At 70.5% G+C, this 16,059-nt stretch carries 15 protein-coding genes; 8 read left to right on the forward strand and 7 right to left on the reverse strand.

From position 1 onward, the window contains the following. Positions 1 to 8: 8 nt before the first annotated feature. From FOJ82_RS14370 to FOJ82_RS14395, 6 genes are all read left to right on the forward strand, one after another. A complete protein-coding gene (locus FOJ82_RS14370) occupies positions 9 to 1,712 on the forward strand; it encodes an ABC transporter substrate-binding protein (RefSeq protein WP_143939174.1) in 1,704 nt (567 codons plus the stop codon). A gap of 121 nt (positions 1,713 to 1,833) precedes the next feature. Continuing rightward, positions 1,834 to 3,429 carry a GH39 family glycosyl hydrolase gene (locus tag FOJ82_RS14375; protein ID WP_143939175.1) on the forward strand — a complete coding sequence of 532 codons (1,596 nt, stop codon included), beginning with the start codon at positions 1,834 to 1,836 and terminating at the stop codon, positions 3,427 to 3,429. Further along, positions 3,426 to 5,474, forward strand: coding sequence for a beta-galactosidase (locus FOJ82_RS14380; protein WP_143939176.1), 2,049 nt, complete (start codon positions 3,426 to 3,428; stop codon positions 5,472 to 5,474). Before FOJ82_RS14375 ends, FOJ82_RS14380 begins: the two co-directional genes overlap by 4 nt. A gap of 14 nt (positions 5,475 to 5,488) precedes the next feature. Then, positions 5,489 to 6,187: a DUF624 domain-containing protein gene (locus FOJ82_RS14385; protein ID WP_185975815.1), complete on the forward strand. Its 699-nt coding sequence runs from the start codon at positions 5,489 to 5,491 to the stop codon at positions 6,185 to 6,187. 26 nt (positions 6,188 to 6,213) lie between these two features. Next, the gene (locus tag FOJ82_RS14390; RefSeq protein ID WP_143939178.1) at positions 6,214 to 7,068 is read left to right on the forward strand and encodes an acyltransferase domain-containing protein; all 855 of its coding nucleotides are present in this window, start codon (positions 6,214 to 6,216) and stop codon (positions 7,066 to 7,068) included. 112 nt (positions 7,069 to 7,180) lie between these two features. Next, the gene (locus tag FOJ82_RS14395) at positions 7,181 to 7,660 is read left to right on the forward strand and encodes a cupin domain-containing protein (RefSeq protein WP_143939179.1); all 480 of its coding nucleotides are present in this window, start codon (positions 7,181 to 7,183) and stop codon (positions 7,658 to 7,660) included. A 7-nt stretch (positions 7,661 to 7,667) separates the two neighbouring features. Here the strand turns inward: FOJ82_RS14395 and FOJ82_RS14400 are convergent, their stop codons facing one another. From FOJ82_RS14400 to FOJ82_RS14425, 6 genes are all read right to left on the reverse strand, one after another. Further along, the gene (locus FOJ82_RS14400) at positions 7,668 to 9,596 is read right to left on the reverse strand and encodes an alpha-glucuronidase (RefSeq protein WP_143939180.1); all 1,929 of its coding nucleotides are present in this window, start codon (positions 9,594 to 9,596) and stop codon (positions 7,668 to 7,670) included. Positions 9,597 to 9,688: 92 nt separating this feature from the next. Then, positions 9,689 to 10,660: an ABC transporter substrate-binding protein gene (locus tag FOJ82_RS14405; protein ID WP_143939181.1), complete on the reverse strand. Its 972-nt coding sequence runs from the start codon at positions 10,658 to 10,660 to the stop codon at positions 9,689 to 9,691. A 10-nt stretch (positions 10,661 to 10,670) separates the two neighbouring features. Beyond that, positions 10,671 to 11,366: an ABC transporter permease gene (locus tag FOJ82_RS14410; RefSeq protein WP_143939182.1), complete on the reverse strand. Its 696-nt coding sequence runs from the start codon at positions 11,364 to 11,366 to the stop codon at positions 10,671 to 10,673. Beyond that, entirely contained in the window at positions 11,363 to 12,019 is a 657-nt protein-coding gene (locus FOJ82_RS14415; protein WP_143939183.1) for an ABC transporter permease, read from the reverse strand. Before FOJ82_RS14415 ends, FOJ82_RS14410 begins: the two co-directional genes overlap by 4 nt. Next, positions 12,016 to 12,837, reverse strand: coding sequence for an ABC transporter ATP-binding protein (locus tag FOJ82_RS14420; RefSeq protein ID WP_143939184.1), 822 nt, complete (start codon positions 12,835 to 12,837; stop codon positions 12,016 to 12,018). The genes FOJ82_RS14415 and FOJ82_RS14420 overlap by 4 nt, the downstream gene beginning before the upstream one ends. 54 nt (positions 12,838 to 12,891) lie before the next feature. After that, entirely contained in the window at positions 12,892 to 13,680 is a 789-nt protein-coding gene (locus tag FOJ82_RS14425) for a sulfurtransferase (protein WP_143939185.1), read from the reverse strand. Between the two features lie 92 nt (positions 13,681 to 13,772). Here FOJ82_RS14425 and FOJ82_RS14430 point away from each other — a divergent pair, with 92 nt between their 5' ends. After that, positions 13,773 to 14,045, forward strand: a complete 273-nt coding sequence (locus FOJ82_RS14430; protein ID WP_143939186.1) for a DUF4031 domain-containing protein — start codon at positions 13,773 to 13,775, stop codon at positions 14,043 to 14,045. A 66-nt stretch (positions 14,046 to 14,111) separates the two neighbouring features. On the opposite strand, the gene FOJ82_RS14435 is transcribed toward FOJ82_RS14430, so the two are convergent. Next, on the reverse strand, positions 14,112 to 14,723 hold the full coding sequence (locus FOJ82_RS14435) for a PadR family transcriptional regulator (protein WP_221933180.1): 612 nt from the start codon (positions 14,721 to 14,723) through the stop codon (positions 14,112 to 14,114). A 113-nt stretch (positions 14,724 to 14,836) separates the two neighbouring features. Between FOJ82_RS14435 and FOJ82_RS14440 the strand changes: the two genes are divergently transcribed. Continuing rightward, the gene (locus FOJ82_RS14440) at positions 14,837 to 15,787 is read left to right on the forward strand and encodes an NAD-dependent protein deacetylase (protein WP_246099902.1); all 951 of its coding nucleotides are present in this window, start codon (positions 14,837 to 14,839) and stop codon (positions 15,785 to 15,787) included. Positions 15,788 to 16,059 lie beyond the last annotated feature (272 nt).

Raw genomic sequence — 16,059 nt, forward strand, 5'->3', positions numbered from 1 at the left:
AAACAACCATGTACAACGCGATCCCGGCAGCGAGGCCGGCGCGACGACGAGGCGCGCGTGCGCTGGTGGCCGGACTGACGGCCGCCGGGCTCCTGCTCACCGCCTGCGGCTCCGACGAACCCGGCGATGAGGGCGGCAACGACGAGCCCACCGCCGCCGACTTCGAGGGGCACGACACCGGTGCCATGGCCGACTACGGCATCGGCACCACCTTCAAGGCCACCGAACCGGTCGAGTTCTCCCTGTTCTACCGTGACCACCCCAACTACCCGCTGCAGGACGACTGGCTGATCCTCGAGGCGCTCGAGGAGAACCAGAACGTCAGCTTCGACATCGTCTCGGCGCCGTTGAGTGACTGGGACCAGCGCAAGGCCACCGTCATCGGTGCCGGCACCGACGTGCCCGAGATCATCTCGGTCACCTACCCCGGCCAGGAGGTTTCCTTCATCGCCGGCGGAGCCATCCTGCCCGTCAGCGACTACCTCGAGTACCTGCCCAACTTCACCGACAAGATGGAGAAGTGGGGCCTCACCGAGGTCATCGACAACCGGCTGCGCCAGGAGGACGGCAAGTTCTACCTCCTGCCCGGCCTGCGAGAGACCATCCGTGCCCAGTACACCTACACCGTCCGCGCCGACATCTGGGAGGAGCTCGGACTCACCCTGGAGCCAGAGACCTTCGAGGAGTTCGCCGAGCAGCTGCGCACCGTCAAGGAGGCCTACCCCGACGCGTGGCCGCTGTCCGACCGTTGGTCGGCGAACGGCCCGCTCGAGGCGACCCTGAACTTCGCCGCGCCCAGCTTCGGCACGCACGCAGGCTGGGGCTACGGCGAGGGCGTCACCTGGGATCCGGAGGCGGAGGAGTACGTCTACACCGGCGCCACCGACGAGTACAAGGCGCTGGTCGAGTACTACGCGGGTCTGGTTGCCGACGGCCTGATGGATCCCGAGTCCCTCATTCAGGACGACGACCAGGCCATCCAGAAGTTCGGCTCGGGACAGTCCATGGCCATCGCCGGCAATGACCAGGAGGTGCTGCGCTACCGCACCACCTTCGAGGAGCTGGGCACCGACGCCGAGGTGGCGATGATCCGCGTCCCCGCCGGCCCCGCCGGAGACCTGTACGCCGCCGGCACTCGCATCCAGAGCGGCCTGATGATCTCCGCCGACGCCGCCGAGTCCGATCACTTCCTCACCCTGCTGCAGTTCATCGACTGGCTGTACTACTCCGACGAGGGTCTCGAGTTCTCCAAGTGGGGGATCGAGGGCGAGACCTACACCAAGGCCGAGGACGGCACCCGGACCCTGGCCGAGGACATCGACATCAACGGCCTCAACGAGGGTGCGCCCAAGGTTCTGAACGTCGACTTCGGCTTCCACAATGGCGTCTGGATGCTCGAGCACGGCTCCACCACCGAGCTGGACCTGTCCATGCTCCGCCCCGAGGTGGTGGACTTCGTCGAGTCCATGAGCACCAAGGAGGAGATGCCGCTGCCGCCGGCGGCACCGCTCACCGAGCTGGAGCGCGAGCAGGCCTCGCTGTGGCAGACCGCGCTGCGTGACCACGTCTGGCAGAACACCTCGCAGTTCATCCTCGGGCAGCGCCCGATGAGCGAGTGGGACGCCTACGTCGCCGAACTGGAGGGCATGAGCCTGCAGCAGTACGTCGACATGTTCAACGAAGCGCAGAAGCGCTTCGCCGGCGAGGGGTAGCCCTCCCGGTCGGTCCGGCTGGGCGCCCGCGCCCGTCCGGACCCACCGGACCCGAGCGTGGCGATCCGGATGCTTCACCATCCGGATCGCCACGCCCCTGCCCACCAGATGAGAGGAACCAATGCCAACCGTCGTCCCCGCGCAACCGATCGGCGAGCTGGGTGAGGCATGGCGCTCCTGCGTGGGCACCGGTCGGCTCAACCTGGCGCTGCGCCACGACCACCTCGAGTCCCTGGCGATGGTGCAGCGCGACATCGGGTTCCGGTACCTGCGCGGCCACGGGCTCCTCTCCGACGACATGGGCATCCACCGCCCCTACGACGGAGGGGTGCGGCACGCGTTCACCCACGTGGACCTGGTCTTCGACTCGTGGCTCGCGCTCGGCATCCGCCCGTTCCTGGAGCTGGGCTTCATGCCGTCGGGCCTGGCCTCGGGCCAGGAGACAGTGTTCTGGTGGAAGGGCAACGTCACCCCACCCAACGACGAGGACGAGTGGGTGCGCCTCGTGCAGGCCACGCTCAGGCACCTCGTGGCCCGCTACGGCATCGACGAGGTGCGGACCTGGCCCATCGAGGTCTGGAACGAGCCGAACCTGACCAACTTCTGGAAGGACGCCGACCAGGCCGCGTACCTGCGCCTCTACGAGATCACGTCGCGGGCGGTCAAGGAGGTCGACTCCGACCTGCAGGTGGGCGGGCCCGCGATCTCTCCCGGATCCGATGATTGGTGGGAGCCGTTCGCCGAGTTCGTCACCGCACGCGACCTGCCCGTCGACTTCGTCAGCCGCCACGCCTACAGCAGCGGGCCCGGGCAGCCGGTGCCGTTCGGTCGGTACCAGACCCAGCAGCCGCCCTCGTCGCTGCTGGAGCAGTTCGACTCGCCGCGGCGCCACCTGGCGGGCACCCGGCTGGCCGGGCTGCCGGTGCACATCACCGAGTTCAACACCTCCTACCGCCCGGACAACCCCATCCACGACACGCCCTACAACGCCGCCTACCTCGCGCCCGTGCTGGCCGCCGGTGGCGACCTGGTGGACTCGTTCTCCTACTGGACGTTCTGCGACGTCTTCGAGGAGGAGAACATCCCCACCTCCCTCTTCCACGGCGGGTTCGGGCTGCTGACCCACCGCCAGCTCCCCAAGCCCACCTACCACCTCTACTCGTTCATGGCCCGCCTCGGGAACGAGGTGCTGGCCCGCGGCGACGACCACCTGGTCACGCGCCACCCGGACGGTCGGCTGGCGATCCTCGCCTGGCAGCCCGTCGACGGCGCGGGCCCCGGCGCCGAGCGCAACACCGTGGAGCTTTCGCTGCCCTTCGAGGCGGCGACTGCGTCCCCGCACCCCAGGGAAACTGGAAAGGGCAGTCGCACTGAGGTGCGAGCGGCAGCGAGCCTCGAAGGGCAAGGTGTCACGACCGTCTACGCCCACCGGCGGCGGGTCTCGGAGTCCGACGGCAACGCGTGGGACGCGTGGCGCCAGCTCGGCCGGCCGCACCATCCCGGCGAGCGGACGCTGGAGCTGCTCCGTGAGGCCGCACGGCCGTCGCTGGAGCGCAGCACCCATGAGCTCCACGACGGCAGGGTGCGGCTCACGCTGCACCTCAGCCGCCACGAGGCGACCCTTGTCGAGCTGGAGGCCGTGGCCGACGAGACCGAACCCTGGATCGATGACAGCCGCATCCCCGGCTACGGACCGCACAAGGAGCAGAACCGGTGACCCTCCCCAAGATCCCTCGCATCGCCTACGGCGGCGACTACAACCCGGAGCAGTGGGACGAGGAGGTGTGGCGCCAGGACCACGCCGCCTTCGAACTGGCAAACATCGACCTGCTGACCGTCGGGGCGTTCTCGTGGTCGCTCACGCAGCCGGCGGAGGACCGCTACGACTTCTCGGTCCTTGACGCCGTCCTGGACCTCGCCGCGGAGGAGGGCCGCCGGATCTGCCTGGCCACAGGCACGGCAGGAGTCCCGCCCTGGCTCGCCCGCAAGTACCCGGACGTTTGCCGCACGGACTTCGAGGGTCGGCGCCACGTCTTCGGCCAGCGTCACAATGCCTGCCCCAGCTCCCCGAACTTCCGGCGGCTCGCGGTCGCCCTGGCCGGCGCCCTCGCCGAGCGCTACGCCGAGCACCCCGCCGTCGTGGCCTGGCACATCGGCAACGAGTACGGCGGCGCCTGCTACTGCGAACTGTGCGCCGAGGAGTTCCGCACGTGGCTGAGGGCCAGGTACGGCACGCTCGACGAGTTGAACCGAGCCTGGTACGCCACCTTCTGGTCCCACCGCTTCACCGAATGGGCCGAGATCGTCCCGCCGAACGCGCTGTCCGAGCACTGGCGCGGACCCGACCACACTGCGTTCCAGGGCATCACCGTCGACTACCTCCGGTTCAATTCCGACAACCTGCTGCGCACCTACCGCGAGGAGAAGGACGCCATCCGAGCCCACTCGCAGCTGCCGGCCACCAGCAACTTCATGGGCGCCTACAAGCCCGTCGACTACCACCGGTGGGCGCCGCACCTGGACTTCGCCTCCTGGGACAACTACCCGCCCGACGAGCACTCGGCGCCGCGGATGGCCTTCCAACACGCCCTCCTGCGCGGGTTGAAGGACGGGCAGCCGTTCTGGCTGATGGAGCAGGCGCCCTCGGCCACCGCCACCAGGGACGTGAACCCCGTAAAGCGGCCCGGCGTGATGCGGCTGTGGTCCTGGCAGGCGGTGGCCCACGGCGCCGAGTTCGTCGGCTTCTTCCAGATGCGACGCTCCCGCGGTGCCTGCGAGAAGGAGTTCGGCTCCGTGCTCGACCACGCCGGGCGCACCGACACCCGCACCTTCCGCGAGGTGGCCGCGCTGGGCGCCGAGTTCGACGCCGTCGGCAACGCGCTGCTCGGCGCCCGCACGCCGGCCCGGGTGGCGTTGCTGTTCGACTGGGACTCGTGGTGGGCGCGGGAGCTCACCGACGGCCACAGCCGCCACCTGCGATACCTCGACGTCGCACTCGCTCACCACCGAGCGCTCTGGGACGCCGGGGCCCAGGTCGACGTCGTGCCCGTGACCGCACGGCTCGAGGGCTACGACGTGGTGGTCGTCCCGACCCTCGAGATGGCCAAGGGGGACATCGCGGAGCGGCTCGAGGCCGTCGCCCGCCGCGGCGGCAGCGTCGTCATCACGGCCATGTCCGGGCGCGTCGACGAGGACGTCCTCGCGTTCCGCGCCGACCCGCCCGGCCCGTTCGCCGACCTCGCCGGGGTGCGCGTCGCCGAGACCGACGCCCGGTTCCCGGGCGAGCTGAACCCTGTGACGCTGGCGGCAGCCGGGTCCGAGTGCGCCACCAGCGGGGAGCACGTCTTCGAACTCCTGGAGGCCGCGGGGGCGGACGTCGTCGGCACCTACGGCTCCGACTTCTACGCCGGCACCCCGGCCGTCACCCGCAACCACGTGGGGGAGGGGGAGGTCTGGTACATCGGCACCGCACTGGACGGCGCCGGGCTGGACTGGGTGCACCGGGGCGTCCTCGCCAGACACGACCTCCTCGGCCCCTACGCGGATCACCCCGGGCTCGAGTACGCAGTTCGGACGGTCGGGGACCGCCGGTTCGAGTTCCTCCTGAACCATTCCGGGGAGGCCGTGGAGGTCCCGGCCGCGTCGGCGGGCACGGTCCTGGTGACGGGGGATCGGGTCGAGGGTGGTCAGCTGCTGCAGCTCCCGCCGACGGGGGTGCTCGTGCTCGAGGTCGAGCGGGTTCCCGGGCCCGGGCCGAAGTGAGGGAGGATGGGCGCGTGAGCCGAGCACGGGTGGACCCGACAGATCCCCGCAGCAGCGCCTTCGGGCGCCTGACGGGTGCGGTCTACTGGTTCCTCGTCATCGAGCTCTGCTTCCTGCTGGCGGCCGCGCCCGGCTTCGTCGGGCTGCTGCTGCTGGAGCGCGACGCCAGCAACATCCCGCTGTTCGCGTTGATGCTGGTCCCGGTGGCGCCAGCCTTCTCCGCGGCCATGCACGCGCTCGCCCGGCGCACCGCCGAGTCCGACCTCGTCGTGTGGCCGCGCTTCTGGCACGGCTGGGTGCTGAACGTCCTCGACGTGCTGAAGCTCTGGGTGCCCGCGCTGGTGCTGGGCGCGATGCTGGCGATCAACATCGTCGTCGGCGCCGCCGCGGGTGTCGGCCCCGCCCTGCGCGCCGCCTCCGGGGTGCTGCTGGCGCTGGTGGCCGTCTGGGCGGTGATCGCCGTCGTCATCGCCACGTTCTTCCGGTTCCGCACCCGCGACACCGCACGCCTCGCACTGTTCTACCTGGCCGCCCGACCGCTCACGGCGCTCGCAGTGGCGTCCTTCCTCGTGATCGTGGTGGGCCTGATCGCGTTCACCTCCGACTGGGTGGCGGCGCTGGCCGGTTCCCTCCTGGCGGCCTTCCTGCTGCTGGTGGCCAAGCCGGTGCTCGACGACTGCCGGGCGCGCTTCGTCGAGGCCGAGGAGGCCTGACCGCCGGCGCGTGGGAGGCTGGGCGCATGATCTCGGACCTCCAGGGAAGACTGCGACGCGTCGGCGTGAGCGACGAGGACGTGGCCGAACTCGGCGTCGCGCTGCACGAGATCCGCACGCATCCCCGACGCGCCGAGCTGGCCACCGCGCTGCGGGCGCAGGTCGGCCGGATCCTGGGGGACGACACCGTCTTCGAGCCCACCGACTTCGAGCTCGGGTCCGTGGTGGGGGCCGTGCCGCTGCTGGCGCTGCTCGACGTCTGCGGTGACGTCGAGGACCACCTCCGCGGCCGCGGGATGCCCGCCGACGTCCGCACCGCAACCCTCTCGGAGATTGGTCGCCAGACCACCAAGACCCGACGCGTCCGCGGCCACGCCGGGTTCCAGGACGCCGCTTGGGTGGAGAGGGTCTTCCGCGGCGGGTTCGCCAACGTCGAGCGCCTGCAGTTCGAGCTGCTGCGCGACGACTCCCGCGGCGAGCACGTGCTCAACACCCACATCCCGGCCGGAGGGCAGCTGCCGCCCGACGTCGTCGCTGACTCGCTGCGTCGCGGCCGACGGGTGATGGGGGACGCGTACCCGGAACTCGGCCCGTTCACCACGGCGGTGTGCAAGTCCTGGCTGCTCGATCCCCAACTGCAGGACCTGGTGCCGGGCTCCAACCTCGCATCCTTCGCGGCGCTCTGGGAGCTCGAGGACTCCGAGCCCGGCGACGGCGAGGTGCTGTTCTTCGTGTTCGACCTCCCGCGCGACTCGGGCGGCCGGCTGGCGGAGCTGCTGCCTCGCCTGCAACCCCGCTCCAGCCTGCAGCGGGCCCTGCTGGATCTCTGGCGAGCCGGCGGCTCCATCCGCGTCCACCGCGGCTCGCTCCCGCTGCCGTAGCGGCGAGGTTGTTTCACCTCCACGAGGATCGCAGGACCCATGCAGCCGTAGAGTGCGAGCAGCACCATCCCGACCCGGACTCAACGTCCGAGCACCAAGAGGAGAACAGACCATGACCATCAAGGACATCGGACCCCGCCCGAACGCGTTCGACATCGAAGGGGCCACCCGGGGCAACGAGAACTACCGCACCGTGGCGTGGACCGGCAAGTACCTGCAGGTCACGCTGATGTCCATCCCGGTCGGGAAGTCGATCGGTCTTGAGGTCCACCCCGAAACCGATCAGTTCCTGCGCCTCGATGCGGGACAGGGCAGGGCCGTCATGGGCCCGGCCGAGGACCAGCTCGACTTCGAGCAGGACGTCTCCGACGGATGGTCCATCCAGGTCCCCGCCGGTACCTGGCACGACGTGATCAACACCGGTGACGAGCCGCTGCGCCTCTACGCGATCTACGCCCCCGTGCACCACGCACCCGGCATCACACAGGAGACGAGCGCCAAGGCCGAACAGGACGAAGCCGCCGGCAAGGACGAGCCTCCCGCGTGGACGGTCCAGCCCGAGGACGACGCGGCCGACGAGCACGCCGGCTGACCCCGACTCAGAAGATCCGGCGGCCCCGCTCGTCGGGGATCCCGGACTTCCGGAGGAAGTACGTGTTGACCTGGTCGCGCCACTCGGTGGCGGAGCGCAGCTGCTCGGCGAGGCGCTCGGAGACCCGCTCGAACAGGTCGTCTGGGACCCGCCCGCGCGCCTGCTCCCACGAGGCGACCATCCGCTCCACCCGCTCCACGCCGTCGAAGTGGGAGTCGTAGATGTGCTGGACGACGGTCTTCCCGCTGTGCAGCCTGTGCCCGTAGGGCAGGTGGTGGAAGAACAGCACCAGCTCGTCGGGGGTGGTGGCCGGGTCCTCGTAGCGGCTGCGCCAGGGTTCTGGGTACTGTCCGGCGAAGCCGGTGCCGGTGGCCACGCTGCGGTCGACGCCCACGCCGTCGCGGTCCGCGAAGTGGTAGGTCCCCCAGGGCGAGTACTCGTAGCCGTCTACGCTCGGGCCGTAGTGCTGACCCGGGTTCACCATGAACCCCACCCCCAGCGGCGCCGTGTACGACTCGTAGGTCTCCCACGAGTCGTCGAGGATGCCGTGGACGGTGCGCGCGAGTTCCGGGTCGTCGCCGAAGGTCAGGGCGATCCACTCGTCCAGCACCGCCGACGGCGCCAGCTGCGGGTCCCAGGACAGGCGTCCGAACGCGTAGAGGTTGGACTGCGCCAGTGGGTGGCCGGTCCAGAAGAAGTCGTCGCCGACGTTGGAGACCGCCGCCAGCCCGCCGCCCGCCAGCTCTGAGACGGTGGGCCCGTCATCGCCGGAGGGGCGGAATCCCAGCACCTCGCTCCAGGGCCTGCCGAGGTGGACTGCGTGCTGCTGCTGGCCGCTGTACTCCTGCGTGACCTGCAGTTCCAGCGCCAGCCGTGTGCCAGGCATCGCGGCCAGCAGCGGCGAGACCGGCTCGCGCACCTGGAAGTCCATCGGTCCGTGCTTGACCTGGACCACCACGTTCTCGTCGAAGCGGCCGTCGAGCGGGGTGAAGTGGTCGAACGCGGCCCGGGCGCGGTCGGTGGAGCGGTCCCGCCAGTCCTGGGTGTGGTTGTAGACGAACGCGCGCCAGTGCACGATCCCGCCGTGGGGTGCCAGCGCCCGGGCCAGCAGGTTGGCGCCGTCGGCGTGGTCGCGGCCGTAGGAGAACGGCCCGGGCTGGCCCTCGGAGTCGGCCTTCACGAGCAGGCCGCCGAAGTCCGGGATGGCCTCGTACACGCGGGCGACGGCGTCGGCCCACCACTGCGCGACCTCGGCGTCCAGCGGGTCGGACGTCGGCAGTCCGCCCAGCAGGATGGGCGCGGCGAAGCTCACCGACAGGTGCACCCGGATCCCCCACGGCCGGAACTGCTCCGCGATCCGGACCACCTCGTGGAGGTCGTCGGTCAGCAACCGGGCCTCGCGGGCGTGGACGTTCACGTTGTTGACCGCCACCCGGTTGATGCCGACTGACGCCAACAGCCGGGCGTAGGCGCCGACGCGGCTGAGGTCGGCACGGACCTCGCCGGCGTCGTAGAAGATGGATCCGCCCGAGTAGCCGCGCTCGACCTGCCCCATCACCGGATGGACGTCGATGTTGTCCCAGTGGTCGAGCATGCGCATCGCGTGGGCCGGGCGGTTGACCTGCCCGGGTACGTCGTCACCGAGTGCCCTCGCGCCCAGGCGGACGAGTTCGAACCACCCGTAGAGGGCACCCCGCTCGTCGCCGGCGACGACGTTGGTCACGCCGTCGCGCCGCACCAGCCGGAACGTCTCGGGACCGAGGCTCTCGTCGAGGTCGATGGTGACGTCGGCGTCGGTGGTGGCGGGCAGCATCGCGGCACGAGCCGCCTCGCGCCGCACGGTGTCGAGGAGTACGCCCTCGCCGTCGACACGGAGCGTTCGCCCCCGGAGGTGGTCGGTGCTGGATTCGGGCAGCCACATCTCGTGGTGGGTCATCGTCGGCCTTCGTCAGGGAATGGTATTGCCACGATACTAATAAGTGGCTCCTTCGCGAGGCGGTGTCCCACGCGCCGACCCGGCGCCGGCCGTCAGCCCCCGAGGAGGCCCTTCTCCGTGAGCCAGTCGGTGGCGATGGTGGCTGGGGAGGCCTTCTCGTCGCCCTGGTTGCGCGCGTTCATGGCGATCAGGTCCTCGGTCGTCAGCGCGATGTTGACCGCGTCGATGATGCCCTCGGCGTCAACCGGGAACGCGTCGCTGGCCAGCGGCACCACGTTCTGCGCGATGATCATGTTCTCCGGGTCCTCGAGCACCACCAGCCCCTCGTCGCTGATTGCGGGCGTGGTGGTGTAGATGTCGGCCATGTCGACGTCGCCCGCCACGAGCGCCTGGACGGTGAGGGGGCCGCCGCCGTCGTCGATGGGCGTGAACTCGATGCTCTCGGCGGGGACCCCGTAGATCTCGGTGAGGCCGGGCGGGCCGTAGGGGCGCTCGGCGAGCTCGGGGTTGCCGGCCACGCGCAGGGTCCCCTCGAACCCGGCCAGGTCTGCCAGGGAAGTGATGCCGTTGGTCTCGGAGAACTCCGAGGTGACGCACCAGGAGTCCTTGTTCTCCGCCTTGGCCGGGTCCAGGACGCGCAGGCCCTCGGGCACCGCCTCCTCGAGGGCCGAGATGATCGCGTCCGGCTCGGCCGCCGTCGCCTCCGGGTCGAGGAACTGCAGCAGGTTGCCCGAGTACTCCGGGACGATGTCCACCGAGCCGTCGGTGAGGGCCCCGTAGTAGATGTCGCGGGCGCCGATCTGCATGTTGCGCTCGACCGTGTACCCGGCCTCCTCCAGGGCCTGGGCGTACACCTCGGCGATGATCTCGTTCTCGGTGAAGCCGGCGGAACCCACGCGGATCGGGCCACCTGCCGCGGGTTCGGAGGCGTCGTCGGTGGTGTCCGGATCCTGGCCCGGATCGGCGGTGCCGAGCGGATCGGCGTCGGAGCACCCCGCCAGTGCGAGGGCGGCGACCCCGGCGGAGGTCAGTACTGTGCGGCGACTGAATTGGAACGAGGGCATCTTCGATCTCCTAGGCGTCCGTTGGTCCGACGGCAACGTGGACGCCCCGCGGGACGACCAGACGTTGCACGACCAGGATGAGCCCGTCCACCGCCAGGGCCAACCCGCCCACCGCGATCGCGCCACCCAGCATACGGGGGTAGTCGCTCACCGACAGGCCGTCGAGGATGAACCGGCCGAGGCCGCCGAGGCCGAGGTAGGCGCTGATCGTGGCGGTGGCGAGCACCTGCAGCGCGGCCGCCCGCAGCCCGCCCACCATCAGCGGCAGCGCGAGCGGCAGTTCCACCCGGCCCACGATCTGGAGCTCGGAGAAGCCGGTGGCGCGGGCGCCGTCGACCACGTCGTCGGGCACCTGGTCGAAGCCGGAGTAGGTCGCGGCCAGCAGGGACGGGACAGCCAGCAGGGCCAGCACGATGGTCGACGGCACCACCGCCCAGCCCAGCCCCAGTCCCATCGAGACAGCCAACAGCGTGAGCAGGCCGAGCGACGGCAGCGCGCGCACGGCACCCGAGACGCCGACGGCGAACGTGCGGCCCTTGCCGGTGTGCCCGATGTACATGCCCAGCGGGACGGCGACGACGGCGCCCACCACCAGGGCGAGTGCCGTGTACCAGAGGTGCTCCCAGGTGCGCGCGAGGAGCCCTCCGGGGCCGGACCAGTTGGCGCCGTCGGCGAGCCACTGCAGGGCTGCGATCACCTGGTTCATGCGCGGGTCCTGTCCGTCGCGCGCACCCACGGCAGCAGGACGCGGCCGATGGCCACCAGCACCAGGTCGAACACGGCCGCCAGCACCACGGTGCCGATGATCCCAACCCAGATCTCGGTGGGGAACGCGCGGCGGTATCCGTCGGTGAAGAAGTAGCCAAGGGAGGGCACTCCGATCAGCGCCCCCACCGAGACCAGCGAGAGCGTCGACGCGCTCACGACCCGGAGGCCTGCCAGCAGCGCCGGACCGGCCAGCGGCAGCGCCACCCGCCAGAACACCTGCCCCGGGGAGTGCCCGTGGGCGAGGGCGTCGTCGCGGGTGGCGAGGCCGACGGTGTCGAAAGCGTCGGCCGCGGTGCGCACCAACAGGGCGACGCCGTAGACGGTCAGCGCGACCACGACGTTGACCGGGTCCAGGATCCTGGTCCCGAGGATCACCGGCAACAGCACGAACAACGGCAGCGACGGCACCGCGTACAGGATGCTGCTGAACGGCAGCAGGGTGCGGCGGGCCAGGCGGCTGCGGTGCGAGGCCCAGCCGATCGGCACGGCGATCACGAGGCTGAGCACCACCGGAACCAGCGCGATCAGGGCGTGCTGTACGGTCAGGTCCCAGATGCGGGGCCAGTTCGCGCTGACCCAGGCGAGGTTCACGCGGGCCCCGTCGGGTCGGTGGCCACGCCGGCGACCCGGCCGTCGGCGTCCACCACCAGCCGGCGGCCGTCGCGCACCTCGGTGTGCAGGTGCCGGCGGGAGCCGCCGATGAAGTGGTGCACGAAGTCGTCGGCCGGCTCGAGCAGGATCTCCGCCGGGGTGCCCTGCTGGGCCACCTCGGCGCCGGTGCGCAGCACCAGCACCTCCTGTCCCAGCAGGAACGCCTCGTCGACGTCGTGGGTCACGAACAAGATGGTCTTGGCGAGCTCGTCCTGGATCTGCAGGAGCCAGGCCTGCAGTTCGTTCCTCACCACAGGGTCCACCGCACCGAACGGTTCGTCCATCAGCAGGATGTTGGGGTCGGCGGCGAGTGCGCGCGCCACTCCGACCCGCTGCCGCTGGCCGCCGGAGAGCTGGCTGGGGTAGCGGCGGGCCACGGACTCCGGCAGGCCCACGAGTTCGAGCAGTTCGCGCGCCCGGGCGTGCGCGGCGCGGCGCGTGCTGCCGCCCAGCAGCGGCACGGTGGCGACGTTGTCGATGGTGCTGCGGTGCGGCAGCAGGCCGCCGGACTGCATCACGTAGCCGATGCGTCGGCGCAGCTTCACGGGGTCGAGGTCGGAGACGCGGTCGTCGTCGATCCAGACGTCGCCGCTGGTGGGTTCCACCATCCGGTTGACCATCCGCATCAGGGTGGTCTTGCCGCAGCCCGAGGATCCCAGCAGGACCGCCACCTGGTGCGAGGGCACCTCGAGCGAGAAGTCGGCGACGGCCACGGTGCCGTCGGGGTAGGTCTTGTTCACGTGCTCGAAACGGATCAAGGCTGCCTCCCGGAGGTTCGGTTTCCAGCCTAGGGGAATGAGCCGCCAGAGGGGTCAGCCCTGCTTCAGCAGCAGGTCCGGGTCCTCGACGGCCCGCGCGCTGGCACGGGTGGAACGGGGAGTGAGGTCCGGGGCGAGGGCCTCGCGGCCGTCGAACACGAAGCAGTCGCCGTCGTAGTGATCGCCGCCCACCTCCTCGAAGTACTTCAGGATCCCGCCGTCGAGCTGGAACACGTTGTCGAGCCCGAGTTCACGCATGAAGATCACGGCCTTCTCGCACCGGATCCCGCCCGTGCAGTAGCTGACCACCGTGGCCCCCTCCAGGTCGGCCAGGTTGGCCCGCACCGCGTCGGGGAACTGGGTGAACCTCTCGATCCGCCAGTCGATGGCGTCGTCGAAGGCGCCGTAGTCCACCTCGAAGGCGTTGCGGGTGTCGAGCAGCACCACGGGGCGCCCGTCGTCGTCGTGGCCCTGGTCGAGCCACCGGCGCAGCGTCAGTGGGGCGACGCCGGGGGCGCGGCCGGTGGCCGGCTCGACGGCGGGGTGGTCCATGCGGATGATCTCGCGCTTGAGCTTGACCAGCATCCGGCGGAAGGGCTGGTGCTCCGACCAGCTCTCCTTCGCCTCCAGTGCGGCGAAGCGGGGGTCGGTCCGCAGCTCGGCCAGGAAGCCGCGCACCCCGTCCTCGGGTCCGGCGAGGAACATGTTGATGCCCTCGGGGGCGAGCAGGATGGTGCCCATCAGCTCCGCCGCGACGGCGGTCTCGCGCAGGTGGGTGCGCAGCGTCGGCCTGTCCTCCAGCGGGGTGAACAGGTACGCGGCGATGTTCAGCACTCGGTCCATGGCCGGAATTCTAGGAGACGAGCAGCGTCGCTCCGCCAACGTCGCGCCCGGTACCGGGGCGGCCGCGGCCCCGGGCGGCATAGCCTTGGGGGATGGCCATCCTGATCGACCCGCCAGTCTGGCCGGCCCACGGCACGGTGTTCTCGCACCTGGTCTCGGACTCCTCGTACGAGGAGCTGCACGCGTTCGCCGCCCGGGCCGGGATCGCGGAGCGCGCCTTCGACCTGGACCACTACGACGTGCCCGAGCGGATGTACGCGGACCTCGTGGCACTCGGCGCGCAGCCCGTCCGGGCGCGCGTGCTGGTCAAGCGGCTGATCGCCAGCGGCCTGCGACGCCGCAAGCACCTGGAGCCGCGCAGTTGAGTGGAGGCGTGCCGCGCGGTCTTTCCGCGTGACACGCCTCGGGTTCGCCGGGACCGGGCCGGCGGCTCACTGGTCGGCGAGCAGCAGGTAGAGCTTGCTGCGCGCGTCCCTCAGGATCTCCGCAGCCTGGGTGCGCTGCTCGGGGTTGCCGGTGCGACCGACGCTGCGCGCGGCCTCCATCAGCCCGTGTAGCAGTTCCCGAAGGTTCACCCCGTCGGGATCGCCCTGCTGGAACGGGTCCGTCCACGACGCAGACTGCTCGGCGACGTAGGCCTGCCCGGCCTCGGTGAGGGCTGCGAGCTTGCGGCCGCCGTCGGCGGTCACGGTGACCAGGCCCTCGTCCTCTAGCTGGCTGAGGGTGGGGTAGATCGCGCCAGGGCTGGGGGACCAGTTCCCGTTGCTGCGCTCTGTGATCGTCTGCATCAGCTGGTAGCCGTGCATCGGCTCCTCAGCGAGGAGGGCGAGTACGGCGGTGCGGACGTCACCGCGGCTGCGACGACGGGGTCCGCCGGGACCGCGTCCCCGACCTGGGCCGCCCATCCCGGGAGGGCCGAAGCCGGGTCCACCCTCCCCGAACCCGGGTGCGTGGCGCCGGCCGCCACGGCGGTGGCCACGGTGTCCGTGACCTCGGCCAGCCTCGCGGCCGGCCTCGAAGTTCATGTCGAATCGCTCGTTCATGCGAAGCTCCTTCCATATCGACATGCATCACGATATATCGCGATGTGGCGTAGGTCAAGCGGCCCCACCGTGCCGGGAGGTGTGCGATCCGCACGGTGACTAATCTGGGCGACGTGCCCGATGCTCCCGTTCCGGACGTCGGCGGCTGGTTCCGCTCCGCCGTCGAACACGTCCCCAACGCGCCCAGGATCCGGCAGTGGGAACCCCTCGGCGGGTTCGGGCGGAACTCGCCGGACGCGGTGGTGGCCGAGGCGCTCGAGTTGTTCCGCAACCGCCCGACCATGGTGCTGACGGGGGCTGGCATGTCGACCGGCTCCGGGCTGCCGGACTACCGCGGTCGCGACGCCAGGGTGCGCAACCCCATGACCTTCCAGGAGTTCGTAGGTTCGGACCTCGCCCGCCGCCGGTACTGGGCGCGCAGCACCGTCGGCTGGCTGACATTCGGCGCGGCCCGTCCCGGTGCCGCGCACCGACTCCTGGCTGAACTGGAGGAGCACGTGGAGGTGACCGGCGTGGTCACCCAGAACGTCGACGGTCTCCACCGGGCGGCCGGCTCGGCCCGCGTCATCGACCTCCACGGCTCACTCGACGGCGCCTACTGCCTGGAGTGTGGCCATGCCGTGCACCGACAGGAACTGCAGCGCGTGATGCTGCAACTGAACCCGGAACTGGAGGGTCGGCTCCAGGAGCTGGCGCGGGACTCGGCAACCGCCCCCGATGGCGATGCCGAGGTGGATCGCACTGAAACCTTCGCCTACCCGGCGTGTGCCGTCTGCGGCGGAATCCTCAAGCCCGACGTGGTGTTCTTCGGCGAGAATGCGCGCCGCGAGGTGGTGGCGGAGGCCTTCGGCACCCTTGAGATCGCCGAGGCGCTCGTGGTTCTCGGGTCCAGCCTCACGGTGATGAGCGGGCTGCGCTTCGTGCGTCGAGCCGTCCGCGAAAGCATGCCGGTGGTGATCGTCAACGACGGAGAGACCCGCGGTGACCCCCTGGCCACCGTGCGGGTCCACGGTCGTCTGGAGACCGTTCTCGCGCGCTGGTTGGACCTCGCTCGCCAGGCCTGAACGCCCGCTCGCGACCGCAGCGAACCCCCGGGCGCTTGGTGCCACTGGCAATTATTCGAGTATCGATACATTGGTGATTCCTGTTCACGCCGAACCTCAAGATTCTGTAAATCTTGACCAAATACAGTGAAAACACGTCCCGCAGGCGTCGCGGAGCGCGTAGTGTCCTCCGTGTCGGGACTCCTCGGCACAACTGAATCCAAGGGGCTCGTCCCAAGGTCGCGGTGAGAATTGCGCCGAAGCCGGACGAGCATGGAGTTTCGCTGGTCGCC

It is taken from the genome of Tessaracoccus rhinocerotis, assembly GCF_007197885.1.
GTDB classification, from domain to species: Bacteria; Actinomycetota; Actinomycetes; order Propionibacteriales; family Propionibacteriaceae; genus Arachnia; species Arachnia rhinocerotis.

Coding starts and splice junctions, on each gene's coding strand:
- FOJ82_RS14405 (WP_143939181.1), bottom strand. CDS start 10,660: ATGCCCTCGTTCCAATTCAGTCGCCGCACAGTACTGACCTCCGCCGGG.
- FOJ82_RS14395 (WP_143939179.1), top strand. CDS start 7,181: ATGACCATCAAGGACATCGGACCCCGCCCGAACGCGTTCGACATCGAA.
- FOJ82_RS14400 (WP_143939180.1), bottom strand. CDS start 9,596: ATGACCCACCACGAGATGTGGCTGCCCGAATCCAGCACCGACCACCTC.
- FOJ82_RS14375 (WP_143939175.1), top strand. CDS start 1,834: ATGCCAACCGTCGTCCCCGCGCAACCGATCGGCGAGCTGGGTGAGGCA.
- FOJ82_RS14425 (WP_143939185.1), bottom strand. CDS start 13,680: ATGGACCGAGTGCTGAACATCGCCGCGTACCTGTTCACCCCGCTGGAG.
- FOJ82_RS14390 (WP_143939178.1), top strand. CDS start 6,214: ATGATCTCGGACCTCCAGGGAAGACTGCGACGCGTCGGCGTGAGCGAC.
- FOJ82_RS14435 (WP_221933180.1), bottom strand. CDS start 14,723: ATGAACGAGCGATTCGACATGAACTTCGAGGCCGGCCGCGAGGCTGGC.
- FOJ82_RS14430 (WP_143939186.1), top strand. CDS start 13,773: ATGGCCATCCTGATCGACCCGCCAGTCTGGCCGGCCCACGGCACGGTG.
- FOJ82_RS14370 (WP_143939174.1), top strand. CDS start 9: ATGTACAACGCGATCCCGGCAGCGAGGCCGGCGCGACGACGAGGCGCG.
- FOJ82_RS14410 (WP_143939182.1), bottom strand. CDS start 11,366: ATGAACCAGGTGATCGCAGCCCTGCAGTGGCTCGCCGACGGCGCCAAC.